Source organism: Methylobacterium sp. WL116, assembly GCF_008039455.1.
GTDB lineage: Bacteria > Pseudomonadota > Alphaproteobacteria > Rhizobiales > Beijerinckiaceae > Methylobacterium.
Window position 1 is genome coordinate 1 of sequence record NZ_VRUV01000033.1, and the last position, 19113, is coordinate 19113.

At 70.0% G+C, this 19113-nt stretch carries 21 protein-coding genes and 1 pseudogene; 8 read left to right on the top strand and 14 right to left on the bottom strand.

Annotation, left to right across the window (positions count from 1 at the left end; translation table 11 throughout):
- Together FV223_RS05150 and FV223_RS05155 are read right to left on the bottom strand one after the other, a co-directional pair.
- A partial coding sequence (locus FV223_RS05150; RefSeq protein ID WP_187276068.1) for an ABC transporter permease occupies positions 1-716 on the bottom strand: 716 nt, incomplete at its 3' end.
- A complete protein-coding gene (locus FV223_RS05155; protein WP_147725813.1) occupies positions 716-1408 on the bottom strand; it encodes an ABC transporter ATP-binding protein in 693 nt (230 codons plus the stop codon). The genes FV223_RS05155 and FV223_RS05150, both read right to left, overlap by 1 nt.
- A gap of 207 nt (positions 1409-1615) precedes the next feature.
- Here FV223_RS05155 and FV223_RS05160 point away from each other — a divergent pair, with 207 nt between their 5' ends.
- Both FV223_RS05160 and thpR read left to right on the top strand, forming a co-directional pair.
- Entirely contained in the window at positions 1616-2266 is a 651-nt protein-coding gene (locus FV223_RS05160) for an arylesterase (RefSeq protein WP_147725795.1), read from the top strand.
- A gap of 2 nt (positions 2267-2268) precedes the next feature.
- The gene (gene thpR, locus FV223_RS05165; protein ID WP_147725796.1) at positions 2269-2808 is read left to right on the top strand and encodes an RNA 2',3'-cyclic phosphodiesterase; all 540 of its coding nucleotides are present in this window, start codon (positions 2269-2271) and stop codon (positions 2806-2808) included.
- An 8-nt stretch (positions 2809-2816) separates the two neighbouring features.
- Here the strand turns inward: thpR and coaA are convergent, their stop codons facing one another.
- The 12 genes from coaA to petA form a co-directional block, all read right to left on the bottom strand.
- Positions 2817-3827: a type I pantothenate kinase gene (gene coaA / locus FV223_RS05170; RefSeq protein ID WP_147725797.1), complete on the bottom strand. Its 1011-nt coding sequence runs from the start codon at positions 3825-3827 to the stop codon at positions 2817-2819.
- Entirely contained in the window at positions 3824-4147 is a 324-nt protein-coding gene (locus FV223_RS05175) for a phosphoribosyl-ATP diphosphatase (RefSeq protein ID WP_147725798.1), read from the bottom strand. The genes coaA and FV223_RS05175 overlap by 4 nt, the downstream gene beginning before the upstream one ends.
- 191 nt (positions 4148-4338) lie before the next feature.
- Entirely contained in the window at positions 4339-5115 is a 777-nt protein-coding gene (gene hisF / locus FV223_RS05180; RefSeq protein WP_147725799.1) for an imidazole glycerol phosphate synthase subunit HisF, read from the bottom strand.
- 11 nt (positions 5116-5126) lie between these two features.
- The gene (locus FV223_RS05185; RefSeq protein WP_147725800.1) at positions 5127-5612 is read right to left on the bottom strand and encodes a DUF29 domain-containing protein; all 486 of its coding nucleotides are present in this window, start codon (positions 5610-5612) and stop codon (positions 5127-5129) included.
- 37 nt (positions 5613-5649) lie between these two features.
- A complete protein-coding gene (hisA, locus tag FV223_RS05190) occupies positions 5650-6396 on the bottom strand; it encodes a 1-(5-phosphoribosyl)-5-[(5-phosphoribosylamino)methylideneamino]imidazole-4-carboxamide isomerase (RefSeq protein ID WP_147725801.1) in 747 nt (248 codons plus the stop codon).
- A 44-nt stretch (positions 6397-6440) separates the two neighbouring features.
- Positions 6441-7103, bottom strand: coding sequence for an imidazole glycerol phosphate synthase subunit HisH (gene hisH / locus FV223_RS05195; RefSeq protein WP_147725802.1), 663 nt, complete (start codon positions 7101-7103; stop codon positions 6441-6443).
- 22 nt (positions 7104-7125) lie between these two features.
- A complete protein-coding gene (locus FV223_RS05200) occupies positions 7126-7605 on the bottom strand; it encodes a DUF2628 domain-containing protein (protein ID WP_147725814.1) in 480 nt (159 codons plus the stop codon).
- Between the two features lie 87 nt (positions 7606-7692).
- The gene (hisB, locus tag FV223_RS05205; RefSeq protein WP_147725803.1) at positions 7693-8280 is read right to left on the bottom strand and encodes an imidazoleglycerol-phosphate dehydratase HisB; all 588 of its coding nucleotides are present in this window, start codon (positions 8278-8280) and stop codon (positions 7693-7695) included.
- Positions 8281-8368: 88 nt separating this feature from the next.
- Positions 8369-9244 carry an S-methyl-5'-thioadenosine phosphorylase gene (locus FV223_RS05210; protein WP_147725804.1) on the bottom strand — a complete coding sequence of 292 codons (876 nt, stop codon included), beginning with the start codon at positions 9242-9244 and terminating at the stop codon, positions 8369-8371.
- Between the two features lie 263 nt (positions 9245-9507).
- Entirely contained in the window at positions 9508-10419 is a 912-nt protein-coding gene (locus FV223_RS05215) for a cytochrome c1 (RefSeq protein WP_147725805.1), read from the bottom strand.
- Positions 10420-10439: 20 nt separating this feature from the next.
- Positions 10440-11726, bottom strand: a complete 1287-nt coding sequence (locus FV223_RS05220; protein ID WP_147725806.1) for a cytochrome b N-terminal domain-containing protein — start codon at positions 11724-11726, stop codon at positions 10440-10442.
- A gap of 17 nt (positions 11727-11743) precedes the next feature.
- Positions 11744-12196 (bottom strand): ubiquinol-cytochrome c reductase iron-sulfur subunit, encoded by a 453-nt coding sequence (gene petA, locus FV223_RS05225; protein WP_246689607.1) that lies wholly within the window; start codon positions 12194-12196, stop codon positions 11744-11746.
- On the opposite strand from petA, the pseudogene FV223_RS31530 reads away from it, so the two are divergent.
- The 6 genes and pseudogenes from FV223_RS31530 to FV223_RS05250 form a co-directional block, all read left to right on the top strand.
- A pseudogene (locus FV223_RS31530) lies at positions 12138-12290 on the top strand (glycine cleavage T C-terminal barrel domain-containing protein); the annotation flags it as partial. The gene petA and the pseudogene FV223_RS31530 overlap by 59 nt on opposite strands.
- A gap of 23 nt (positions 12291-12313) precedes the next feature.
- On the top strand, positions 12314-12676 hold the full coding sequence (gcvH, locus tag FV223_RS05230) for a glycine cleavage system protein GcvH (protein WP_147725808.1): 363 nt from the start codon (positions 12314-12316) through the stop codon (positions 12674-12676).
- Between the two features lie 72 nt (positions 12677-12748).
- Positions 12749-15604: an aminomethyl-transferring glycine dehydrogenase gene (gene gcvP / locus FV223_RS05235; RefSeq protein WP_147725809.1), complete on the top strand. Its 2856-nt coding sequence runs from the start codon at positions 12749-12751 to the stop codon at positions 15602-15604.
- A 203-nt stretch (positions 15605-15807) separates the two neighbouring features.
- Positions 15808-16653: a transglutaminase family protein gene (locus tag FV223_RS05240; protein WP_147725810.1), complete on the top strand. Its 846-nt coding sequence runs from the start codon at positions 15808-15810 to the stop codon at positions 16651-16653.
- Positions 16654-17989: 1336 nt separating this feature from the next.
- Entirely contained in the window at positions 17990-18361 is a 372-nt protein-coding gene (locus tag FV223_RS05245) for a hypothetical protein (protein WP_147725811.1), read from the top strand.
- A gap of 60 nt (positions 18362-18421) precedes the next feature.
- Positions 18422-18901, top strand: coding sequence for a cache domain-containing protein (locus FV223_RS05250; protein ID WP_147725812.1), 480 nt, complete (start codon positions 18422-18424; stop codon positions 18899-18901).
- Positions 18902-19113: the final 212 nt, after the last annotated feature.

Sequence of the window (19113 nt, forward strand, 5' to 3'; positions counted from 1 at the left end):
GCGGCGGCGTCGAGGCCCGCATCGTCGGCGCCGGGCAGCAGCAGCCGGTAGCTCCAGCGGTTAAGGCTTCCCGGCTGGACCAGGCCGGTGCGGCGCAGCGCATCTTGCGACACGATCAGCCGCGGCCCGAAGCCGATGCCGCCGGCGATCTTGTCGGGCTCCGAGACGAGGGTCGCGCGGATGGCGAAGGGCCGGCCGGCGAGCGTGATCCGGTCGCCGACCTTGAGGTCGAGGCGGGTCAGCAGCGCCGGGTCGGCGAGCGCGCCGTCGATCCTGTCACGCTCGGCCAGCAGGTCGGCGAGGGGCGCCTGCGGCTCGGTGACGAGCTCTCCGGCGGTCGGGTAGCCGGCATCGACCGCCTTCAGCTCGACCAGCGCCGCGCCCTCGCCCGCCACCGCCATGGCGCGGAGCGAGGCGACCACGTCGACACGCCCCTGCGCGTCGAGCACCGCGCGCTCCGGCTCCGTCGCCTCGCGGTTGATCAGGCTGTAGCTGAGGTCGCCGCCGAGGATGCGCTTGCCCTCGCGGCCGAGCCCGTCCGACAGCGAGCGCGAGATCGAGGCGACCCCGGCGATCGCCGCGACGCCGAGCGCGATGCAGGCGAGAAACACGGCGAAGCCGCGCAAGCCCCCGCGGAGCTCGCGCAGCGCGAGGCGCAGGGTCAGCGGCAGGCGCGAGGCGGGCGTCGGCCGGGGCTGGGAGAGGGTGCCGTGCATCAGGCCGCCACCGGCTCCTCGATCCGCCCCGAGCGCAGGCGCACGGTGCGGTCGCAGAGGCGGGCGAGCCCCGGATCGTGGGTGACGAGGACGAGCGTCGCGCCGCGGTCGCGCTTCAGCGCGAACAGCAGGTCGACGATCTGGCGGCCGGTCGCCTCGTCGAGATTGCCCGTCGGCTCGTCGGCGACCAGGATCGCCGGGTCCGGTGCCACGGCGCGGGCGATGGCGACGCGCTGCTGCTCGCCGCCCGAGAGCTGGGCCGGGTAGTGGTGCAGCCGGTGGCCGAGGCCGACGGCTTCGAGTTCCCGCCGGGCGCGGGCATGGGCGTCCGGCTTGTCGGCCAGCTCCAGCGGCAGGGCGACGTTCTCCAGGGCGGTCATCGTCGGGACGAGGTGGAAGGCCTGGAACACGATGCCGATCCGCCGGCCGCGGAAGCGCGCGAGCGCGTCCTCGTCGAGGGCGCCGAGGTCGGTGCCCTCGATCCGGATCGCGCCGGCATCGGGCCGCTCGAGGCCCGCCATCACCATCAGCAGGGTCGACTTGCCGGAGCCCGACGGCCCGACGAGGCCGACCGCCTCGCCGCGGCCGACGTCGAGCGAGATGCCGCGCAGCACGTGGACGCGGGCGGCCCCCCGCCCGAGGCTGAGGTCGATGCCAGAGAGAGCGATGGCTGGCGTCCCGGACGCGGACATGGCAGGCGAGGTCTTGCCGGGAGAGGGGTTGTCGGCGGTCACGGTCGAGCCGATCTGTGGCGGATGGCGAACATGCGGGACGGAGATCACGGTTGGCGGACGAACGTTCGGTGCGCTCCGGCACGACCCGTGCCGGGCGATGCGCGCGGGCCCGATATGGCGAGCGCGACGGAGCCACGCCATGATGGCCGGCGCAGGGCGGCGCTGATGGCGCTCTTTGCCGCAGCGGGGCTGGTCCTGTCGATGGCGGGCCTCGCGCCGGCCAAGGCGGATCCGAAGCCCGAATCGAAGCCGATCCGGCTCGTCGCGCTCGGCGACAGCCTCACCGCGGGCTACCGCCTTCCGGCGAGCTCCGCCTTCCCGGCGGTGCTGGAGCGGGCGCTCGCGGCGAAAGGCCGGACGGTGACGGTCGCCAATGCCGGCGTCTCGGGCGAGACCGCCACCAACGGCCTCGACCGGGTCGACTGGTCGGTGCCCGACGGCACCGACGGGGTGATCCTGGAGCTCGGCGCCAACGACATGCTGCGCGGCACCGATCCCGCCGTGACGCGGAAGGCGCTGGAGGCGATCGTGACGCGGCTGAAGGCGCGCGGCATCCCGGTGCTGCTCGCCGGCATGCGGGCCTCGACCAACCTCGGGCCCGACTACGTCGCGCGCTTCGACGCGATCTACCCGGATCTCGCCCGGACCTACGACCTCGTGCTGTACCCGTTCTTCATGGCCGGCATGGTCGGCGACCGCGCCTACACCCTCGACGACGGGCTCCACCCGAACGCCAAGGGCGTCGACGTGATCGTGGCCGGCATCCTGCCCTCGGTCGAGACCTTCCTCGGGCGGCTCCCGGCCGGGGCTCGTTAGCGATGCCGCGCCTGTTCACGGCGCTCGGCCTCCCGCCTGAGATCGCCGCCGGGCTGGCGCCGTTCCGCGGCGGCCTGCAGGGCGCACGCTGGATCGAGCCGTCGGATCACCACGTCACCCTGCGCTTCCTCGGCAACGTGCCGGTCGCGCTTGCCGAGGACGCGGTCGAGGCGCTGTCGGAGATGCGGGCGCGGCCGGCGCTCGAGGTGGTGCTGGACGGCCTCTCGGTGTTCGGCGGCGACAAGCCGCGCGCGCTGCTCGCCAGCGTCGCCGCCAACGCCGATCTGATGGACCTCCAGGCCGAGCAGGAGCGCCTGATCCGCCGGGCGGGCGCCGAGCCGGAACGGCGCAGGTTCGTGCCGCACGTGACGCTGGCGCGCCTGCGCCGCGAGGCCACGCCCGAGACGGTGGCGATGTACCTGTCGCAGGCGCCGATCTTCACGCCGCTGCGCTTTTCCGCGACGCAGGTGGTGCTGTACTCGGCGCGCGACTCGACCGGGGGCGGGCCCTATGTCGCGGAGGCGGCGTTTCCGTTCGCCTGAGCGGGGTCCTACAACCGCCGCAGCGCGACGCTCTCGATGCGGTGGCTCGCGCCCTTGGCCAGGATCAGGCTGGCGCGCTGGCGGGTCGGCAGGATGTTGTCGCGCAGGTTCGGCAGGTTGATCGTCGTCCACAGCCGGTCGGCGATGGCGAGCGCTTCCGATTCGGGCACCTCGGCGTACTTGCGGAAATACGAGCGGGGGTCGCGGAACGCGGTCTGCCGCAGGCGCATGAAGCGCATCACGTACCAGCGGTGCAGATCGTCCTCGTGCCCGTCGAGGTAGATCGAGAAGTCGAAGAAGTCGGAGACGAACGGAATCGCGGTGCCGTCGCGCGGTAGGCGGGCCGGCTGCAGCACGTTCAGGCCCTCGACGATCAGGATGTCGGGGCTCTCGACCACCCGCTCCTCGCCGTCCACCCGGTCGTAGACGAGGTGCGAGTAGAGCGGAGCGGTGACGCGCTTCCGGCCCGATTTCACGTCGTGCAGGAACTGCAGCAGGGCGGCGGTGTCGTAGCTCTCGGGAAATCCCTTCCGGTCCATGATGCCCTGCGCGGCGAGCGCGGCGTTCGGCAGCAGGAACCCGTCGGTGGTGACGAGGTCGACCTTCGGGGTGTTCGGCCAGCGCGCGAGCAGCGCGGCGAGCACGCGGGCCGTGGTCGACTTGCCCACCGCCACCGATCCGGCGAGCCCGATGATGTAGGGCGCCTTGGTCTCGCGCTCGGCCATCAGGAAGCGCTGGGTCGCCTTGAACAGGCCCTGGCTCGCCGCGACGTAGAGCGCGAGCAGCCGCGACAGCGGCAGGTAGATCGCGACCACCTCCTCCACCGAGATCGGGTCGTTCAGCGATTGCAGGCGCTCGATGTCCTCCTGCGTCAGCGTCAGCGGCGTGTCGGCGCGCAGCTGCGCCCAGGATTCGCGGCTGAACAGGCGGTAGGGCGACAGCCGCTCCGACCCGTCGCCGGTGACCGGGTTCTGCCCCGTCACCGGGGTCTGGCCGGCGGCGAGCGCGGCCGCCTTCATGCCGGCGGCCTCGACGCCTTCTCGGCGATGCCGCTCTGCGCCGTGCGGCGCTCCAGCTCCGCCATCACCGCGGAGAGCTCGACGCCGCCGGCGCGCAGCAGCACCACGAGGTGGTAGAGCACGTCCGCCGCCTCGTTGGTCAGCCCGGTCTTGTCGCCCTGCACCGCGGCGATGGCGGCCTCCACCGCCTCCTCGCCGAGCTTCTTGGCGGCCTTGGCCGGGCCGCCCGCGAGCAGCTTGGCCGTGTACGATTGGTCGGGCGCGGTGCCGGCGCGGCTCGCCACCAGGCGGGCGAGGTCGTCGAGGGTGTAGGCGGACATAGAGGACCCGTGCGGCAGGGTTCGGAAACGACGATGCCGTCGCCGGAACCTGCGTCAACGGCGGGCGCCGGGCAAGACGGGAGCCGGCACAGCAGCGCCTCGCCACCCGCATTTGCGCGACGGGCGGGTGGAATTGTCGGAAAAATGGTGCCGGATCCGGCCGCGGCCCCCGGCGTCTTCCCGATCTCGGGTCAGGCGTCCAGCCGCATCGCGAGGCCGGCCGCCGCCATGTGCGCCTTGGCCTCGGCGACGCTGGCTTCCCCGAAATGGAAGATCGAGGCCGCGAGCACCGCGCTGGCATGGCCTTCGGCGACGCCGGCCACGAGGTCGTCGAGCCCGCCGACGCCGCCCGAGGCGATCACCGGCACGGTCACCGCGTCGGCGACGGCGCGGATCAGCGCGAGGTCGTAGCCCGAGCGCGTCCCGTCCCGGTCCATGGAGGTGACGAGCAATTCGCCCGCTCCCTTGGCCGCCACCGTGCGGGCGAAGGCGATCGCGTCGAGGCCGGTGGGGGTGCGGCCGCCATGGGTGAAGATCTGCCACGCGTCCGGCTCGCCCGGCGCGGAGGTGCGCTTGGCGTCGATCGCCACCACGACGCATTGCGCGCCGAACTTCTCGGCGGCCCGAGCGACGAGGTCGGGATCGTTCACGGCCGCGGTGTTGATCGCGACCTTGTCGGCGCCGGCGAGCAGCAGCGCGCGCACGTCCGCGACCGCGCGCACGCCGCCGCCGACGGTGAGCGGCATGAAGCAGGCCTCCGCCGTGCGGCTCACCACGTCGAGCAGGGTGCCGCGCGCCTCGTGGCTCGCGGTGATGTCGAGGAAGCAGAGCTCGTCGGCCCCGGCCGCGTCGTAGGCCTTGGCCGCCTCGACCGGATCGCCCGCGTCGCGCAGCTCGAGGAACTTCACGCCCTTGACGACGCGGCCGTCCTTGACGTCGAGGCAGGGGATGATGCGGGTCTTGAGCACGCTGGGAGCCTTCAGGCGGTCGTGTCGTCGGGGTCGATCGCGAAGGGACGCGTGAGCATCTCGTCGTGGGTGTAGGGGCAGGTTTCGGGAAAGGTCTTCAGCGGAAGGCCGGTCTCGTCAGCCGCTTCGAGACGGGCGCGGCGGTAGGCGCGTTCCATCGCTTCCACCCGACGGCTCTTCAGGCCGGGACTGTCCGCCAGCTCGTCGGCCGCAGCCACCCGATGCGTCGCGATCGAGATCACCCAGCTTCGCGTCCGTCGCGATGGCTGGTGATCCCACTTGAGCATATGCAGCAGGACGATGCGCCACGCGCCGACGAGGCTGCTGAACTGGCTGCGACCCAAGCTCTCGATCTCCTCGGCGAGGTTCTCCCGATCGAGGCCGGTCAGGTCGCCCGCCCGGAGGCGTGCCCCCTGCTCCTGCGTCCAGGTGTAGAAGTCGTCCGCGTAGGCCGTCCCGGTCTCGGCCGGTCGCGCCGCCTTCGCCGAAGCCGTCATCGCCGCCTCCCGGCAAACCCTTGACCGGGCGAGCCTATCACGAAGCGCCGCCTCCGCGCGCCGCCCTGATCGCGAACAGCGCCGCGCGCGGGTCGATGCGGCCGTCGTAGAGGGCGCGCCCCGTGATCGCACCGGCCAGCATCGCGCAATCGGGCTCGAGCAGGCGGTGCACGTCCTCGATCGAGGCGAGGCCGCCCGACGCGATCACCGGGATGCTCACGGCTTCGGCGAGCGCCACCGTCATCTCGATGTTGAGGCCCTTCAGGATGCCGTCGCGGGCGATGTCGGTGTAGATGATCGCCGAGACGCCGGCATCCTCGAACCGGCGGCCGAGGTCCTCGGCGGTCATGCTCGAGGTCTCGGCCCAGCCCGCCACCGCGACGCGCCCGTCCTTGGCGTCGATGCCCACCGCGATCCTGCCGGGATGGCGCCGCGCCGCCTCGTGGACGAAGGCCGGGTCGCGCACGGCCGCCGTGCCGATGATCACCCGGGCGACGCCCTTCTCGAGCCAGCCCTCCAGCGTGCGCATCTCGCGGATGCCGCCCCCGAGCTGCACCGGGATGTCGACCTGGGCGAGGATCGCGTCGACGGCGGCCGCGTTCATCGGCGCCCCGGCGAAGGCACCGTCGAGGTCGACCACGTGGAGCCAGGAGAAGCCCTGCTCGGCGAAGGCCCGGGCCTGCGCCGCCGGGTCGTCGTTGAACACCACGGCCTGGGCCATGTCGCCCTGCACGAGGCGGACGCAGTGTCCTTCCTTGAGATCGATGGCCGGATACAGGATCACGCGGACGCTCGTTTCTTCTGGTCGTTCGACGGAGGGCGCGGCGGTTACGGCCGCCAGCGCAGAAAGTTCGCAAGCAGGGCCAGCCCGAGATGCTGGCTCTTCTCCGGGTGGAACTGGGTGCCGGCGAGGTTGTCGCGCGCCACCATCGCGGTGACGGGACCGCCGTAGGCCGCCTCGGCGACGACCTCGTCCGGGCGATCCGCCTTCAGGGCGAAGCTGTGCACGAAGTAGGCGTGCAGCCCGTCCGGCCCGGTGCGGATGCCGTCGAGCAGCGGATGGTCGCGGGACGGCGTCAGGGTGTTCCAGCCCATGTGCGGGATCTTGAGCGTGGGGTCGGACGGCCGGATCGGGCCGACGTCGCCGGAGATCCAGCCGAGGCCTTCCGTGGTCTCGTATTCGAGGCCGCGCGTTCCCATCAGCTGCATGCCGACGCAGATGCCGAGGAAGGGACGCCCCGACCCGATGGCGGCATCGGTCATCGCCGCCACGAGGCCGGGGACGGCGTCGAGCCCGCGGCGGCAATCGGCGTAGGCGCCGACCCCGGGGAGCACGATCCGGTCAGCGCGCGCGACCGCGTCCGGATCGCCGGTGACGACGATGCGGGTCTCCGGCAGCCCGGCCTCGCGGGCCGCCCGCTCGAAGGCCTTGGCCGCCGAGTGCAGGTTGCCCGACCCGTAATCGATGATCGCGACGGTCTCGGCGCTCACGGTCGTTGTTCCTCGAAGACGCTCACCGGCCGCCCTGCGCGGGAAACAGGCCGATCACAGGCTCGGCCGCGCGGTTGCCCGCGAACGCGGTCGAGGCCCGGACGGTCGGCGCGGGGGCGGGGTCGAGCCAGCGCGTCATCGCCTTGGCTTCGGCCTCGTCGGCGTTGAAGGCCACCACCGCGTCGCGCGCCGGCCGGCCGTTGCGGGCGAGCGTCCAGCGCCGGAGCGAGGACGCCTCGAGCCCGATCAGCACCAGGACCAGCAGCGTGATCGCGGTGCCGGCGGCGGGCGACAGGCCGAGGCCGTAGCCGACGAGCGCGGTGGCGCCGAGCCCGGCCAGCACCAGCAGGGCTGCGAGCCAGAGGCGGTGATAGAGGAACCACAGCACCGAGAAGGCGAAGGCCGCCCACGAGAACCCGTCCGGCACCAGCTGCGCCCGGTCGAGGTCGTGCGCCTCGCCGGAGCGGGCCTCGTGCGGCAGATGGAGCGTGTAGCTGCGCATCCTCATGGCGACCCCTTCCCTTTCCTGTCGGCCGAACGCCGGAGGCGGCTGCGCGAGCCCGCCGCGACGGCCGTCCGCGATCCTCGCCTAGAGCGAACCCTTGGTCGAGGGAACGCGTCCCTCCTCGCGGGGATCGACCGCGACGGCCTTCCGCAAGGCGCGGGCCAGCCCCTTGAAGCAGCTCTCGGCGATGTGATGGGCGTTGTCGCCGTAGAACGTCTCGACGTGGAGCGTGATGCCGGCGTTCATGGCGAAGGCCTGGAACCACTCGCGCACCAGCTCGGTGTCGAAGGCACCGATTTTCTCGACGCGGAAGGCGGTGCGGAACACCAGGAACGGCCTGCCCGAGATGTCGATCGCGACCCGGCTCAACGTCTCGTCCATCGGCATGTGGATGTCGGCGTAGCGGGCGATGCCGCGCTTGTCGCCGAGCGCCTTCGCGAAGGCCTGGCCGAGCGCGATGCCGCAATCCTCCACCGTGTGGTGCTGGTCGACGTGCAGGTCGCCGGTCACCCGCGCCTCGACGTCGAACAGGCCGTGCCGGGCGAACAGCTCGAGCATGTGGTCGAGGAAGCCGACCCCGGTGGCGATCCCGGCCTTGCCGGTGCCGTCGAGGTCGATCGAGACCGACACGTCGGTCTCCGCCGTCTTCCGGCTGATGCTGGCGCTGCGCATGGTCTTCGTGAGTGTTCGTTCGCCGGGCCGACGCGGCCGGCTTTCGTGCCTTCTAGTGCGGAAGCCGTCGCCGGGGGAAGGGCTCGGCTCAATCCTTGAGCACGCGCCCCGCCACCGCGTCGAGCTTGGCCAGCAGGTCCGGGTCGCGGTGGGACGGCGCCGTCATGATCGCGCCGTCGAGCGCCCGGTGCGAGCCGGCCGGGCAATCCTCGCGGGTCGCGGGCAGGTCGCGGGCGAGCCGCGCCACGAGGCGGGCGGCCTTGTCGGCGTTGGCCCGCGCCACCGCGACGACCGAGGCCACGTCGACCGCGTCGTGGCCCGGATGCCAGCAGTCGAAGTCGGTGACCATCGCGATGGTGGCGTAGGTGATCTCGGCCTCGCGGGCGAGCTTGGCCTCGGGCATGTTGGTCATGCCGATCACGTCGAACCCTTGCGCCTTGTAGCTCTTCGATTCGGCGAGCGAGGAGAATTGCGGCCCCTCCATGCAGACGTAGGTGCCGCCGCGATGCACGGCGATCCCCTCCGCCTCCGCCGCGTTCGCGATGCGCTTCTGCAGGTTCGGGCCGACCGGGTGGGCGAGCGAGACGTGGGCGACGCAGCCGTTCCCGAAGAACGAGGACGCGCGCCCCACCGTCCGGTCGACGAACTGGTCGACGAGCACGAACAGGCCCGGATGCAGCTCGTTGCGGAACGAGCCGCAGGCCGACAGCGCGACGAGGTCGGTGACGCCGGCCCGCTTCAGCGCGTCGATGTTGGCGCGGTAGTCGATGCCGGACGGGGAGAGGCGGTGCCCGCGGCCGTGGCGGGCCAGGAACACCACCTTGGTGTCCCCGATGCGCCCGATCCGCAGAGCGTCGGACGGCTCGCCCCAGGGCGACGCCACCCGCTCCTCGCGCACGTCCTCGAGCCCCGGCAGGTCGTAGACCCCCGACCCGCCCATCACACCGAGCACCGCTGCCGTCATGTCGATCGTCCGTTGTCGAAGGTGGCGCGTAGGAGCCGCTGCGGGGCTCCCTCTCCATGGGAAGAGGGGTGGGGTGAGGGGCGTGACCTCTCCGGACGGCGCACACCCCTCATCCTGTCCTCCTTCCCCCGGGGGAAGGGACCCGCGCAGGTCTCGGCGAGGTCGAGATCTCCGCGTCCCGCTATCACGAACTGCGCGCGCGGCAAAAACGCGAACGGGCCCCGCGAGGGGCCCGTTCGGTCGTCCGTGGATCGATCGGGCGGTCAACCCGCCTTGTGCAGCTCGGGCTGGAGGCCGTGGACCTCGCCGCCGACGTCGGCCCAGACCCGCTTCTTGACGTAGTACAGCAGCCCCGAGAGCAGGATCAGGAACAGGATCACCCGGAAGCCGAGCGCCTTGCGCGCCATCATGTGCGGCTCGGCGGCCCAGGCCATGAAGGCCGCCACGTCGCGGGTGTACTGGTCGACCGTCTCCGGCACGACCGGCTGGCCGGCCTCGTTCTTCGGGTAGGTCACCTGGCCGTCGCTGATCGGGTTCGGCATCGCGATCAGGTGGCCGGGATAGTACTTGTTGTAGTGCACGCCGTCCGGCACGTCGGTGCCCTTCGGGGGCTCCTCGTAGCCGTTCAGCACCGCGTGGATGTAGTCCACGCCCTGCTCGGAATAGCCGACGAAGGGCAGCGCGTCGGTGATGAACCACGGGAAGCCGCGCTCGAAGGTGCGGGCCTTGGCCAGCACCGAGAAGTCCGGCGGCGCCTTGCCGCCGTTGGCCGCCGCCGCCGCCTGGTCGTTCGGGAAGGGCGGCGGGAACTTGTCGGCCGGGCGGCCGGGCCGCTCGAACATCTCGCCGGCGTCGTTCGGGCCGTCCTTGACCTGGTAGGTCGCGGCGAGCGCCTTGACTTGGCTCTCCGAGAAGTCGGGACCGCCCTCCTCCGCGAGGTTGCGGAAGTCCACGAGCTTCATCGAGTGGCAGGCGGAGCAGACCTCCTTGTAGACCTGGAACCCGCGCTGGAGCTGCGCCTGGTCGAAGCGGCCGAACACGCCGGCGTAGCTCCACTGGAGGCGGGGCGGCTGGTTGCCGCCATGCGCGTCCTCGGCGGAGGCCGCCGAGGAGCCCAGCGGGGCGCCGAGGGAGAGCGCCAGCAGGGAGGCGGCGAGAAGGCTCGAGAGTTTCATCGTCGGTTCCGGTCCTGCCCTCAGCCCTTGGTCGTCGGCGCCGCGGCGGCGCCCGCCGGCAGCCCGGACCCGCTCACCTGCTTGCCCGGCCCGGTCACGCTCTCCAGGATCGACCCGGGCAGCGCCTTCGGCGTCTCGATCAGGCCGACGATCGGCATCACGAGGAGGAAGTGGGCGAAGTAGTAGAAGGTGCAGATCTGCGAGGCGATGACGTAGCCGCCTTCCGGCGGCTTGGCGCCGAGCCAGCCGAGGATGACCGTGACCGCTAGGAACAGCCAGAAGAACTGGCGGTAGATCGGCCGGTAGTTGCACGAGCGCACCCGCGAGGTGTCGAGCCACGGCGCAAGCGCGAGGATCAGCACCGCCGAGAACATCAGGATCACGCCGCCGAGCTTCGACGGCACCGCGCGCAGGATCGCGTAGAACGGCAGGAAGTACCATTCGGGCACGATGTGGGCCGGGGTCACGGCGGGGTTGGCCGGGACGTAGTTGTCGGCGTGGCCGAGATAGTTCGGCTGGTAGAAGATGAACCACGCGAACAGGATCATGAACACCACGGTGGCGAACACATCCTTGATCGTGGCGTAGGGGGTGAAGGGCACCGCGTCCTTCGAGGACTTGATCGGGATGCCGGTCGGGTTGTTCTGGCCGGTGACGTGCAGCGCCCAGACGTGGAGCACCACGACGCCGGCGATCATCCACGGCAGCAGGTAGTGCAGCGAGAAGAAGCGGTTGATCGTCGGGTTGCCGACCGAGTATCCGCCCCAGAGCAGGCTCTGGATGGTGTCGCCGACCACGGGGATCGCGGCGAGGATGTTGGTGATGACGGTCGCGCCCCAGAAGCTCATCTGGCCCCAGGGCAGGGTGTAGCCGAGGAAGGCGGTCGCCATCATCAGGAGGTAGATGATCACGCCGAGGATGTAGAGCACCTCGCGCGGGGCCTTGTACGACCCGTAATACAGCGCCCGGAAGATGTGCACGTAGACCGCGACGAAGAACATCGACGCGCCGTTGGCGTGGGCGTAGCGCAGCAGCCAGCCGTAGTTCACGTCGCGCATGATGTGCTCGACGGAGTTGAACGCCTGGGTCGCCGAGGGCTCGTAGTGCATCGCGAGCCAGACGCCGGTGACGATCTGGATGCCGAGGAAGGCGATCAGGATCGCGCCGAAGGTCCAGAAGTAGTTCAGGTTGCGCGGCACCGGGAAGGCGACGAACGACGAGTGCACCAGCCCGACGATCGGCAGGCGGGCCTCGAACCACTTCGCGAGGCGGCTCTTGGGGACGTAGGCGTTGGCGTGAGCGCTCATGGGCGGTCCCTCGTGTCTCAGGCCGCGGCCTTGGCTTCCTCGCCGATGCGGATCTTCGCGTCGGTCTGGAAGGAATAGGGCGGGATCGGAAGGTTGATCGGGGCGGGGCCGCGGCGGACGCGGCCGACCGCGTCGAACTGCGAGCCGTGGCAGGGGCAGGCCCAGCCCTCGAAGTTGCCCTGGTGGCCGATCGGCACGCAGCCGAGATGGGTGCAGTTGCCGTAGACCACGAGCCACTGGTCGTGGCCCTTCTTCACCCGCGTGCCGAAGGGAGCCGGATCGGAGAGCTGGCTCTCCGGGATCGCCTTCATGTCCGTCACCTCCTTCTCGGTGAGCTTGCGGACGAAGATCAGCTTGCCGCGCCAGAACACGTTGATGATCTGGCCGTCGGTGATCGGGGCGAGGTCGACGTCGATCGGCGCGCCGGCGGCGATGGCGATGCTGCCCGTCGCGCTCGGGACCGACGGCACCCGCGTCTTCGCCGAGGTCCGCGGCCAGCGCCTGCCGGTTCGGGTCGTCCCCCTCCCCTTCGTCCCGGCCGGGTTCAAGCGCGGCCGGATCTAAAACATCCCGTCAGGAGCAAGACCATGCTGCGATTCACCGACGCGCACGAGTGGCTGAGGGCGGAGGGCGAGGTCGTCACCGTCGGCATCACGGCGCATGCCGCCGAGCAGCTCGGCGACCTCGTCTTCATCGAGCTGCCGAAGGTCGGCGCCAAGCTGTCGAAGGGCGAGGCGGCGGCCGTCGTCGAATCGGTCAAGGCGGCCTCGGACGTCTACGCCCCGCTCTCGGGCGAGGTCGTCGCGGTCAACGACGCGGCGGCGGGCGACCCGGCCGCCGTCGGCACCGATCCGCAAGGGGCCGGCTGGCTCTACCGCCTGCGCCTCGACGACCCGTCCGAGATGGACGGGCTGATGGACGAGGCCGCCTACGCCGCCCTGCCGAAGTAACCGCCTGCGACGCTCCGCCGCCGGCGCCGACGCGCCGGCGGCCTTATCGCCCTTCCAAGCCGGGATGCCGCCATGACCGCGCTTTACGACCCCTACGACTTCGCCAACCGCCGCCACATCGGCCCGACCCATGCCGAGATCGACGCGATGCTCTCGGTGGTCGCGGCCCCGAGCCTGGAGGCGCTGATCGACGACACCCTGCCCCCCGACATCCGGCAGGCGCGGCCGCTCGCGGACGACCTCGCCTTCGGCCCCGCGCTGACCGAGCGCCGGGCGATCGAGCGGATGCGCGAGATCGCCGACCGCAACCGGGTCCTCGTCTCGCTGATCGGCCAGGGCTACCACGGCACGACGATGCCGCCGGCGATCCAGCGCAACATCTTCGAGAACCCGGCCTGGTACACCGCCTACTCGCCCTACCAGCCGGAGATCAGCCAGGGACGGCTCGAGGCGCTGATCAACTTCCAGACGCTGGTCTGCGACCTCACCGGCCTCGACGTCGCCAACGCCTCGCTGCTGGACGAGGCCACAGCCGCCGCCGAGGCGATGGGCATGGCCCGCCGCGTCGCCAGCTCGAAGGCCGAGGCCTTCTTCGTCGACCGCGACTGCCTGCCCCAGACCATCGCGGTGCTGCGGACGCGCGCCGCGCCGATGGGCTGGCGCATCGTCGTCGGCGATCCCCTCGCCGACCTCGACCCGGAAGCGGTCTTCGGGGCGATCTTCCAGTATCCCGGCGTCTGCGGCGCGATCCACGACGTCTCGCGGCCGATCGCGGCCCTGCACGCGGCCGGCGCCATCGCCGCGGTCGCGGCCGATCCGCTGGCCCTGACACTGCTGAGGTCGCCCGGCGAGATGGGCGCCGACATCGCGATCGGCTCGATGCAGCGCTACGGCGTGCCGATGGGGTTCGGCGGACCGCACGCCGCCTACATGGCGACCCGCGACGCGCACAAGCGCGCGCTGCCCGGGCGCCTCGTCGGCGTCTCGGTCGACGCCCACGGACACCGTGCCTACCGCCTCGCGCTGCAGACCCGCGAGCAGCACATCCGCCGGGAGAAGGCGACCTCGAACATCTGCACCGCGCAGGTGCTGCTCGCCGTCATCGCCTCGATGTACGCGGTGTTCCACGGCCCCGCCGGGCTGAAGGCCATCGCCCAGCGCGTCCACCGCGACGCGGTGCGCCTCGCCCAGGGGCTCGCGGCGTTGGGCTTCACGGTCGAGCCCGAGCACTTCTTCGACACGATCACCGTCCGGGTCGGGGCGTTCCAGGGCGTGATCCTGGCCCAGGCGGTCGCCAACGGGGTGAACCTGCGCAAGGTCGGCGACGACCGGATCGGCATCACGGTGGACGAGCGCACCCGCCCCGACATCCTGCAGGCGGTCTGGTGCGCCTTCGGGGCGACGGATCCGATCTACGACGAGGCCTGGCCCGCGTCCCGGCTGCCGGACGGCCTTGTCCGCACCTCCGCCTACCTCACGCACCCGATCTTCCACATGAACCGGGCCGAGAGCGAGATGACGCGCTACATGCGCCGCCTCGCCGACCGCGACCTGGCGCTCGACCGGGCGATGATCCCGCTCGGCTCCTGCACGATGAAGCTCAACGCCACCGCCGAGATGCTGCCGATCTCCTGGCCGGAATTCTCGGAGATCCATCCGTTCGTGCCGGCCGATCAGGCCGCCGGGTATCACGAGCTCATCGGCGACCTGTCCGGGAAGCTGTGCGCGATCACCGGCTACGACGCGATCTCGATGCAGCCGAATTCCGGCGCGCAGGGCGAGTATGCCGGGCTGCTCGCGATCCGGCGCTACCACCTCTCCCGCGGCGCGGCGCACCGGACGATCTGCCTGATCCCGTCCTCGGCCCACGGCACCAACCCGGCCTCGGCGCAGATGTGCGGGATGAGCGTGGTGGTCGTCGGCGCCGACGCGAACGGCAACATCGACGTCGCGGATTTCCGCGCCAAGGCCGAGCGGCATTCCGACAACCTCGCGGCCTGCATGATCACCTACCCCTCGACCCACGGGGTGTTCGAGGTGCGGGTGCGCGAGCTCTGTGACGTCGTCCACGCCCATGGCGGCCAGGTGTACCTCGACGGGGCCAACCTCAACGCGCTGGTCGGGCTGGCCCGGCCCGGCGACATCGGCGCCGACGTCAGCCACCTCAACCTGCACAAGACCTTCTGCATCCCGCACGGCGGCGGCGGGCCCGGCATGGGGCCGATCGGCGTCAAGGCACACCTGATCCCGTTCCTGCCCTCCGATCCGCGCTCGGGCGAGGAGGGGGCGGTCTCGGCGGCCCCCTACGGCTCGGCCTCGATCCTGCCGATCTCCTGGAGCTACTGCCTGATGATGGGCGGGCGCGGCCTCGCCCAGGCGACCCGCGTCGCGATCCTCAACGCCAACTACATCGCCGCCCGGCTCGGCCGCGCCTACCCGATCCTCTACGCTGGCGCCAACGGCCGGGTCGCGCACGAGTGCATCGTCGACGTGCGCCCCTTCCAGAAGAGCGCCGGCATCACGGTCGAGGACATCGCCAAGCGCCTGATCGATTGCGGCTTCCACCCGCCGACCATGAGCTGGCCGGTGGCCGGCACGCTGATGATCGAGCCGACCGAATCCGAGACCCAGGCCGAGATCGATCGCTTCTGCGACGCGATGCTGGCGATCCGCGACGAGATCCGCGCCATCGAGGAGGGCCGCGCGGACCGGGCGGACAACCCCCTCAAGCACGCGCCGCACACGGTCCAGGACCTGATCGGCGCCTGGGAGCGGCCCTATTCGCGGGAGGCGGCCTGCTTCCCGTCGGGCGCGCGCGGCATCGACAAGTACTGGCCGCCGGTCAACCGCGTCGACAACGCCTACGGCGACCGCAACCTGATGTGCTCCTGCCCGGCCCCCGACAGCTACGAGGCCGCGGCGGAGTGAACCGACGCCCGCCGCGCCCCTCGGCGACGACGCGTTCCGGCCGCCGGCCGGCACGCACCCGACGTTTCGGGAGCCTCGAATGACGGTTCCGCGCCATTTGCCGACTCTTTGAGCGCCGAATGCCCGTTCCGGCACTTTCGCATGAGGAACATTCACCTCTACCGGTATTTGGAAAGTCTTTCCTCCTCGCGGCGGAGCGCCCCATGAAGATCCGGACCGGCTACACGATCGGCTACGACACGTTCGGCCCGACGGCGCTCACCTACCAGCTCAACGTCCACCCCTCGCGGGCGATCGACCTGCTCACCTCCGACGCGATGCGGGTCGATCCGCCGGTGCCGATGCGGACCTACACCGACGGGTTCGGCAACACCTGCGTGCGGCTGCTGTCGCCGGGCGGGCGCATCACGGTGTCGGCCGACTTCCTGATCGTCGACAGCGGCGAGCTCGACGCCTACGAGCCGACCGCGCAGCAATTCGCGGTGCCGGACCTGCCCGACGACGTGCTCGTGTTCCTGCTGGGCTCGCGCTATTGCGAGACCGACAAGCTCTCCGGCATCGCGTGGTCGCTGTTCGGCAACACGCAAGAGGGCTGGGCCCGGGTGCAGGCGATCGTCACCTGGGTGCACCAGCGCATCCGCTTCGACTACCAGCTCGCCGACGCCACCCGCTCGGCCTTCGACGGCTACAACCAGCAGGTCGGCGTCTGCCGCGACTACGCGCACCTCGCCGTCGCCCTGTGCCGCTGCATGAACATTCCGGCGCGCTACTGCACCGGCTATCTCGGCGACATCGGCGTGCCGGTCGACATCAACCCGATGGACTTCTCCGCCTGGTTCGAGGTCTACCTGAACGGCCCGAACGGTGGCCGCTGGTACACCTTCGACGCCCGCCACGACGCGCGCCGGATCGGCCGCATTGTCATCGCGCGCGGCCGCGACGCCACCGACGTCGCGATCTCCACCAGCTTCGGCACGGCGCTGCTGGCGCAGTTCGACGTCCACACCGACGCGGTGCCCGACGACTTCGTGCTGATGCAGGCCGCCTGAGCGTCCGCCCGCGCCAGGGCATCCCGCCGCAGCGACGGATCGCGGGATGGCCGCGCGGGACTCCCCCCGGTATCCGCCCGCCATGGATCCGACCGCGCTCGCCCTGATGGCCACCGCCCTCACCTATTCCGGCTACCTCGTGCTGCTCGGGTGGCGCTGACGAGCGTGTTCCATCTCGCCGCGGCGAAGACGGGTTTGGATGCCTGGGCCGGCTCGAGCCCGTGAAGCTGCATCGTCGGGCACTTCGGGCCGCGTGGGCAGTGGTTCGAGTCCTGGGACGATGCCGGCGACGGGCTTCGCGCAGGCGATTCCTGTCCCAAGCCGCATCGGCCGTGACGATGTCGACCCGAAGGTGGGTGATCAGGCTCTCGGCCTGAGGCGCACCGCCCCTCCGGCCCGCGCCGAGGGTGAAGCACAACCGGGCAGCCTGGGCCGTGCAAGGCGAAATGGATCCGACTGCTCCGCCGGCCGCGCGAACGTCCGAGCGCCGGGTCGGACGCGGCTCGATCGCCGGCCCCCGGCGCCGACCGAAGGCCGGCGGGCGCGCGCGATGGTGGCATCCACGATCGGGTCTTCGAAGCCGGGATCGTCCGACAGCGCCCCGGAGATCTGCCGCCACCCCCCTCTCCGGTTCCGGCAGCCGAACCGACGAAGCACGCCGTTCTGCTCGGAGCCTCCGGCGGATCGCGTCGAGGCCAGCCGCGGCGCTGGATCCAGAGGACGCCCCCGACGAACGTCCGGTCGTCGCACCGGGCCGCGCCCTTCAGGTCCGGCCCCCCCAATGATCAGGGGCGCCCAGCGCTTCCACGGCCCGTCGCCGAGAACCAATAAATATAATTTTTCTAAGTAACTTCTTCAGTAATCAAAAACCGACTTGTATATCGCAATAAATCAAGGTATTTCATGAGGCGCATGACTTTTGCTTCAGTAAATAGCCTGGATTTTTCCCTCATCCCGGCTGCGTCGTGAAGTCGTCTCTTAGACTTGCAAGACTGCAAATTTCCGAAATTCTATGTTGTTGATGTCGAAGATAAGGACGTGCTATCAAATATATACTCGAAAGACGATTGCAAGGCGACGGCCTTGCAGGGCGTAACTTAACTGTTTATCGGAATTTACGTAAGCCATCCTTCCCCGAAGGCCAAGCAGAATCGGCTGCCTACGGGGCTCTTTGGCCTTGCGGAGCCAGTCAGGCCATGAAAACCAAACGGTTTCCGCCCTGCCTCCCGCCGGTTGATCTGTGTTGCGGCATTCATCCATTGCATCCATCAAACGCATGATGTAACGAGGCCAAGCGATTCCTAGCATCACACGTGTGGTATACATGGAGTGGCAGATGTCGGATCTGGCAAAAGTCGGATTATATTGCGATGAAGCAAGGAATATTATTGCGCGCGCAGAGGAAACTTTTCTTTGCTTGAACGAGGGCGGCGCTTGCTTGGGACATAAATTGATGGCCGCCCAGAATTTCGCGGCGCTGAAGCGGCTCGGTCAAATCATCGATCGGCATGATTGTCTTATAAGCTCGAGATCGCCTATCAACGCTGTTGAGATTCCCGTTGTCATCAAGCGGCGCTGGTGGGCAATCGTGCTAGGGCGCAACAAAGGCAATGATCGCACCTTCGAGACGCCGACCTCGGCCGCTTTCATCCCGTCCGAAATCGAAACGCATGGGAATTCGTCGACGATGACGGGTTCCGACAAATAGGTCCTGGTCTCCGGTCACGGCCTGTCGCAGGACCGTTGTGCTCGTCATCGAGGCGCCGGCATGTTCAAGCCCCTGCTGATCTGGCCGGCGGTGCTGGCCTTAAGCGCGAGGATCCTTGTCGCCGAGATGATCAATCCTCCATCGTCGAGCCAGGCGGTGGACATCGAGGCGCTCGTTGATGAGGCGGCCCGGATTCTGGAAACGCACGGTGCGGAAGCATTCGGAGATTTTCGAAAGAAGAATACGTTCTGGCGTCATGGGGACGTATACCTGTTCGTCGTCGACATGCAGGGCACCGTCCTGTTCAACGCCGCTCATCCGGATCGCGAGGGACGGGATCTGTTCAACGAGCGCGATGCCGACGGGAACCGATTTCACAAAGACTTCATCGATGTCGTCAATAGGTTCGGCGCCGGCTGGGTCGACTACATGTTTCCCAAGCCCGGTTCATCGATACCGTCCGTCAAGTGGAGCTATGTCTGCGGAACGCGCGTCGGAGGCGTGGCTGCGCTCGTGGGCGCCGGCGTCTATGTCGATTGACCGCGTTGCAGCGACGCCCGTGGCGGACGGCTCGGGCGCCTTCGCAAGGCGCGATGGGAGAGCTTCTCGGCCTGGACGCAGGTCTTTAGAGCGCCTAACAGAACGGCACCCTGAGCGTTGATGTGCGTTGGTGTTTCATGGCCCGCGCACTTCTTCCCGACGATCTCTGGGACGAGATCGCCCCGCTGCTTCCGCCTCCCCGACCCCGTCCG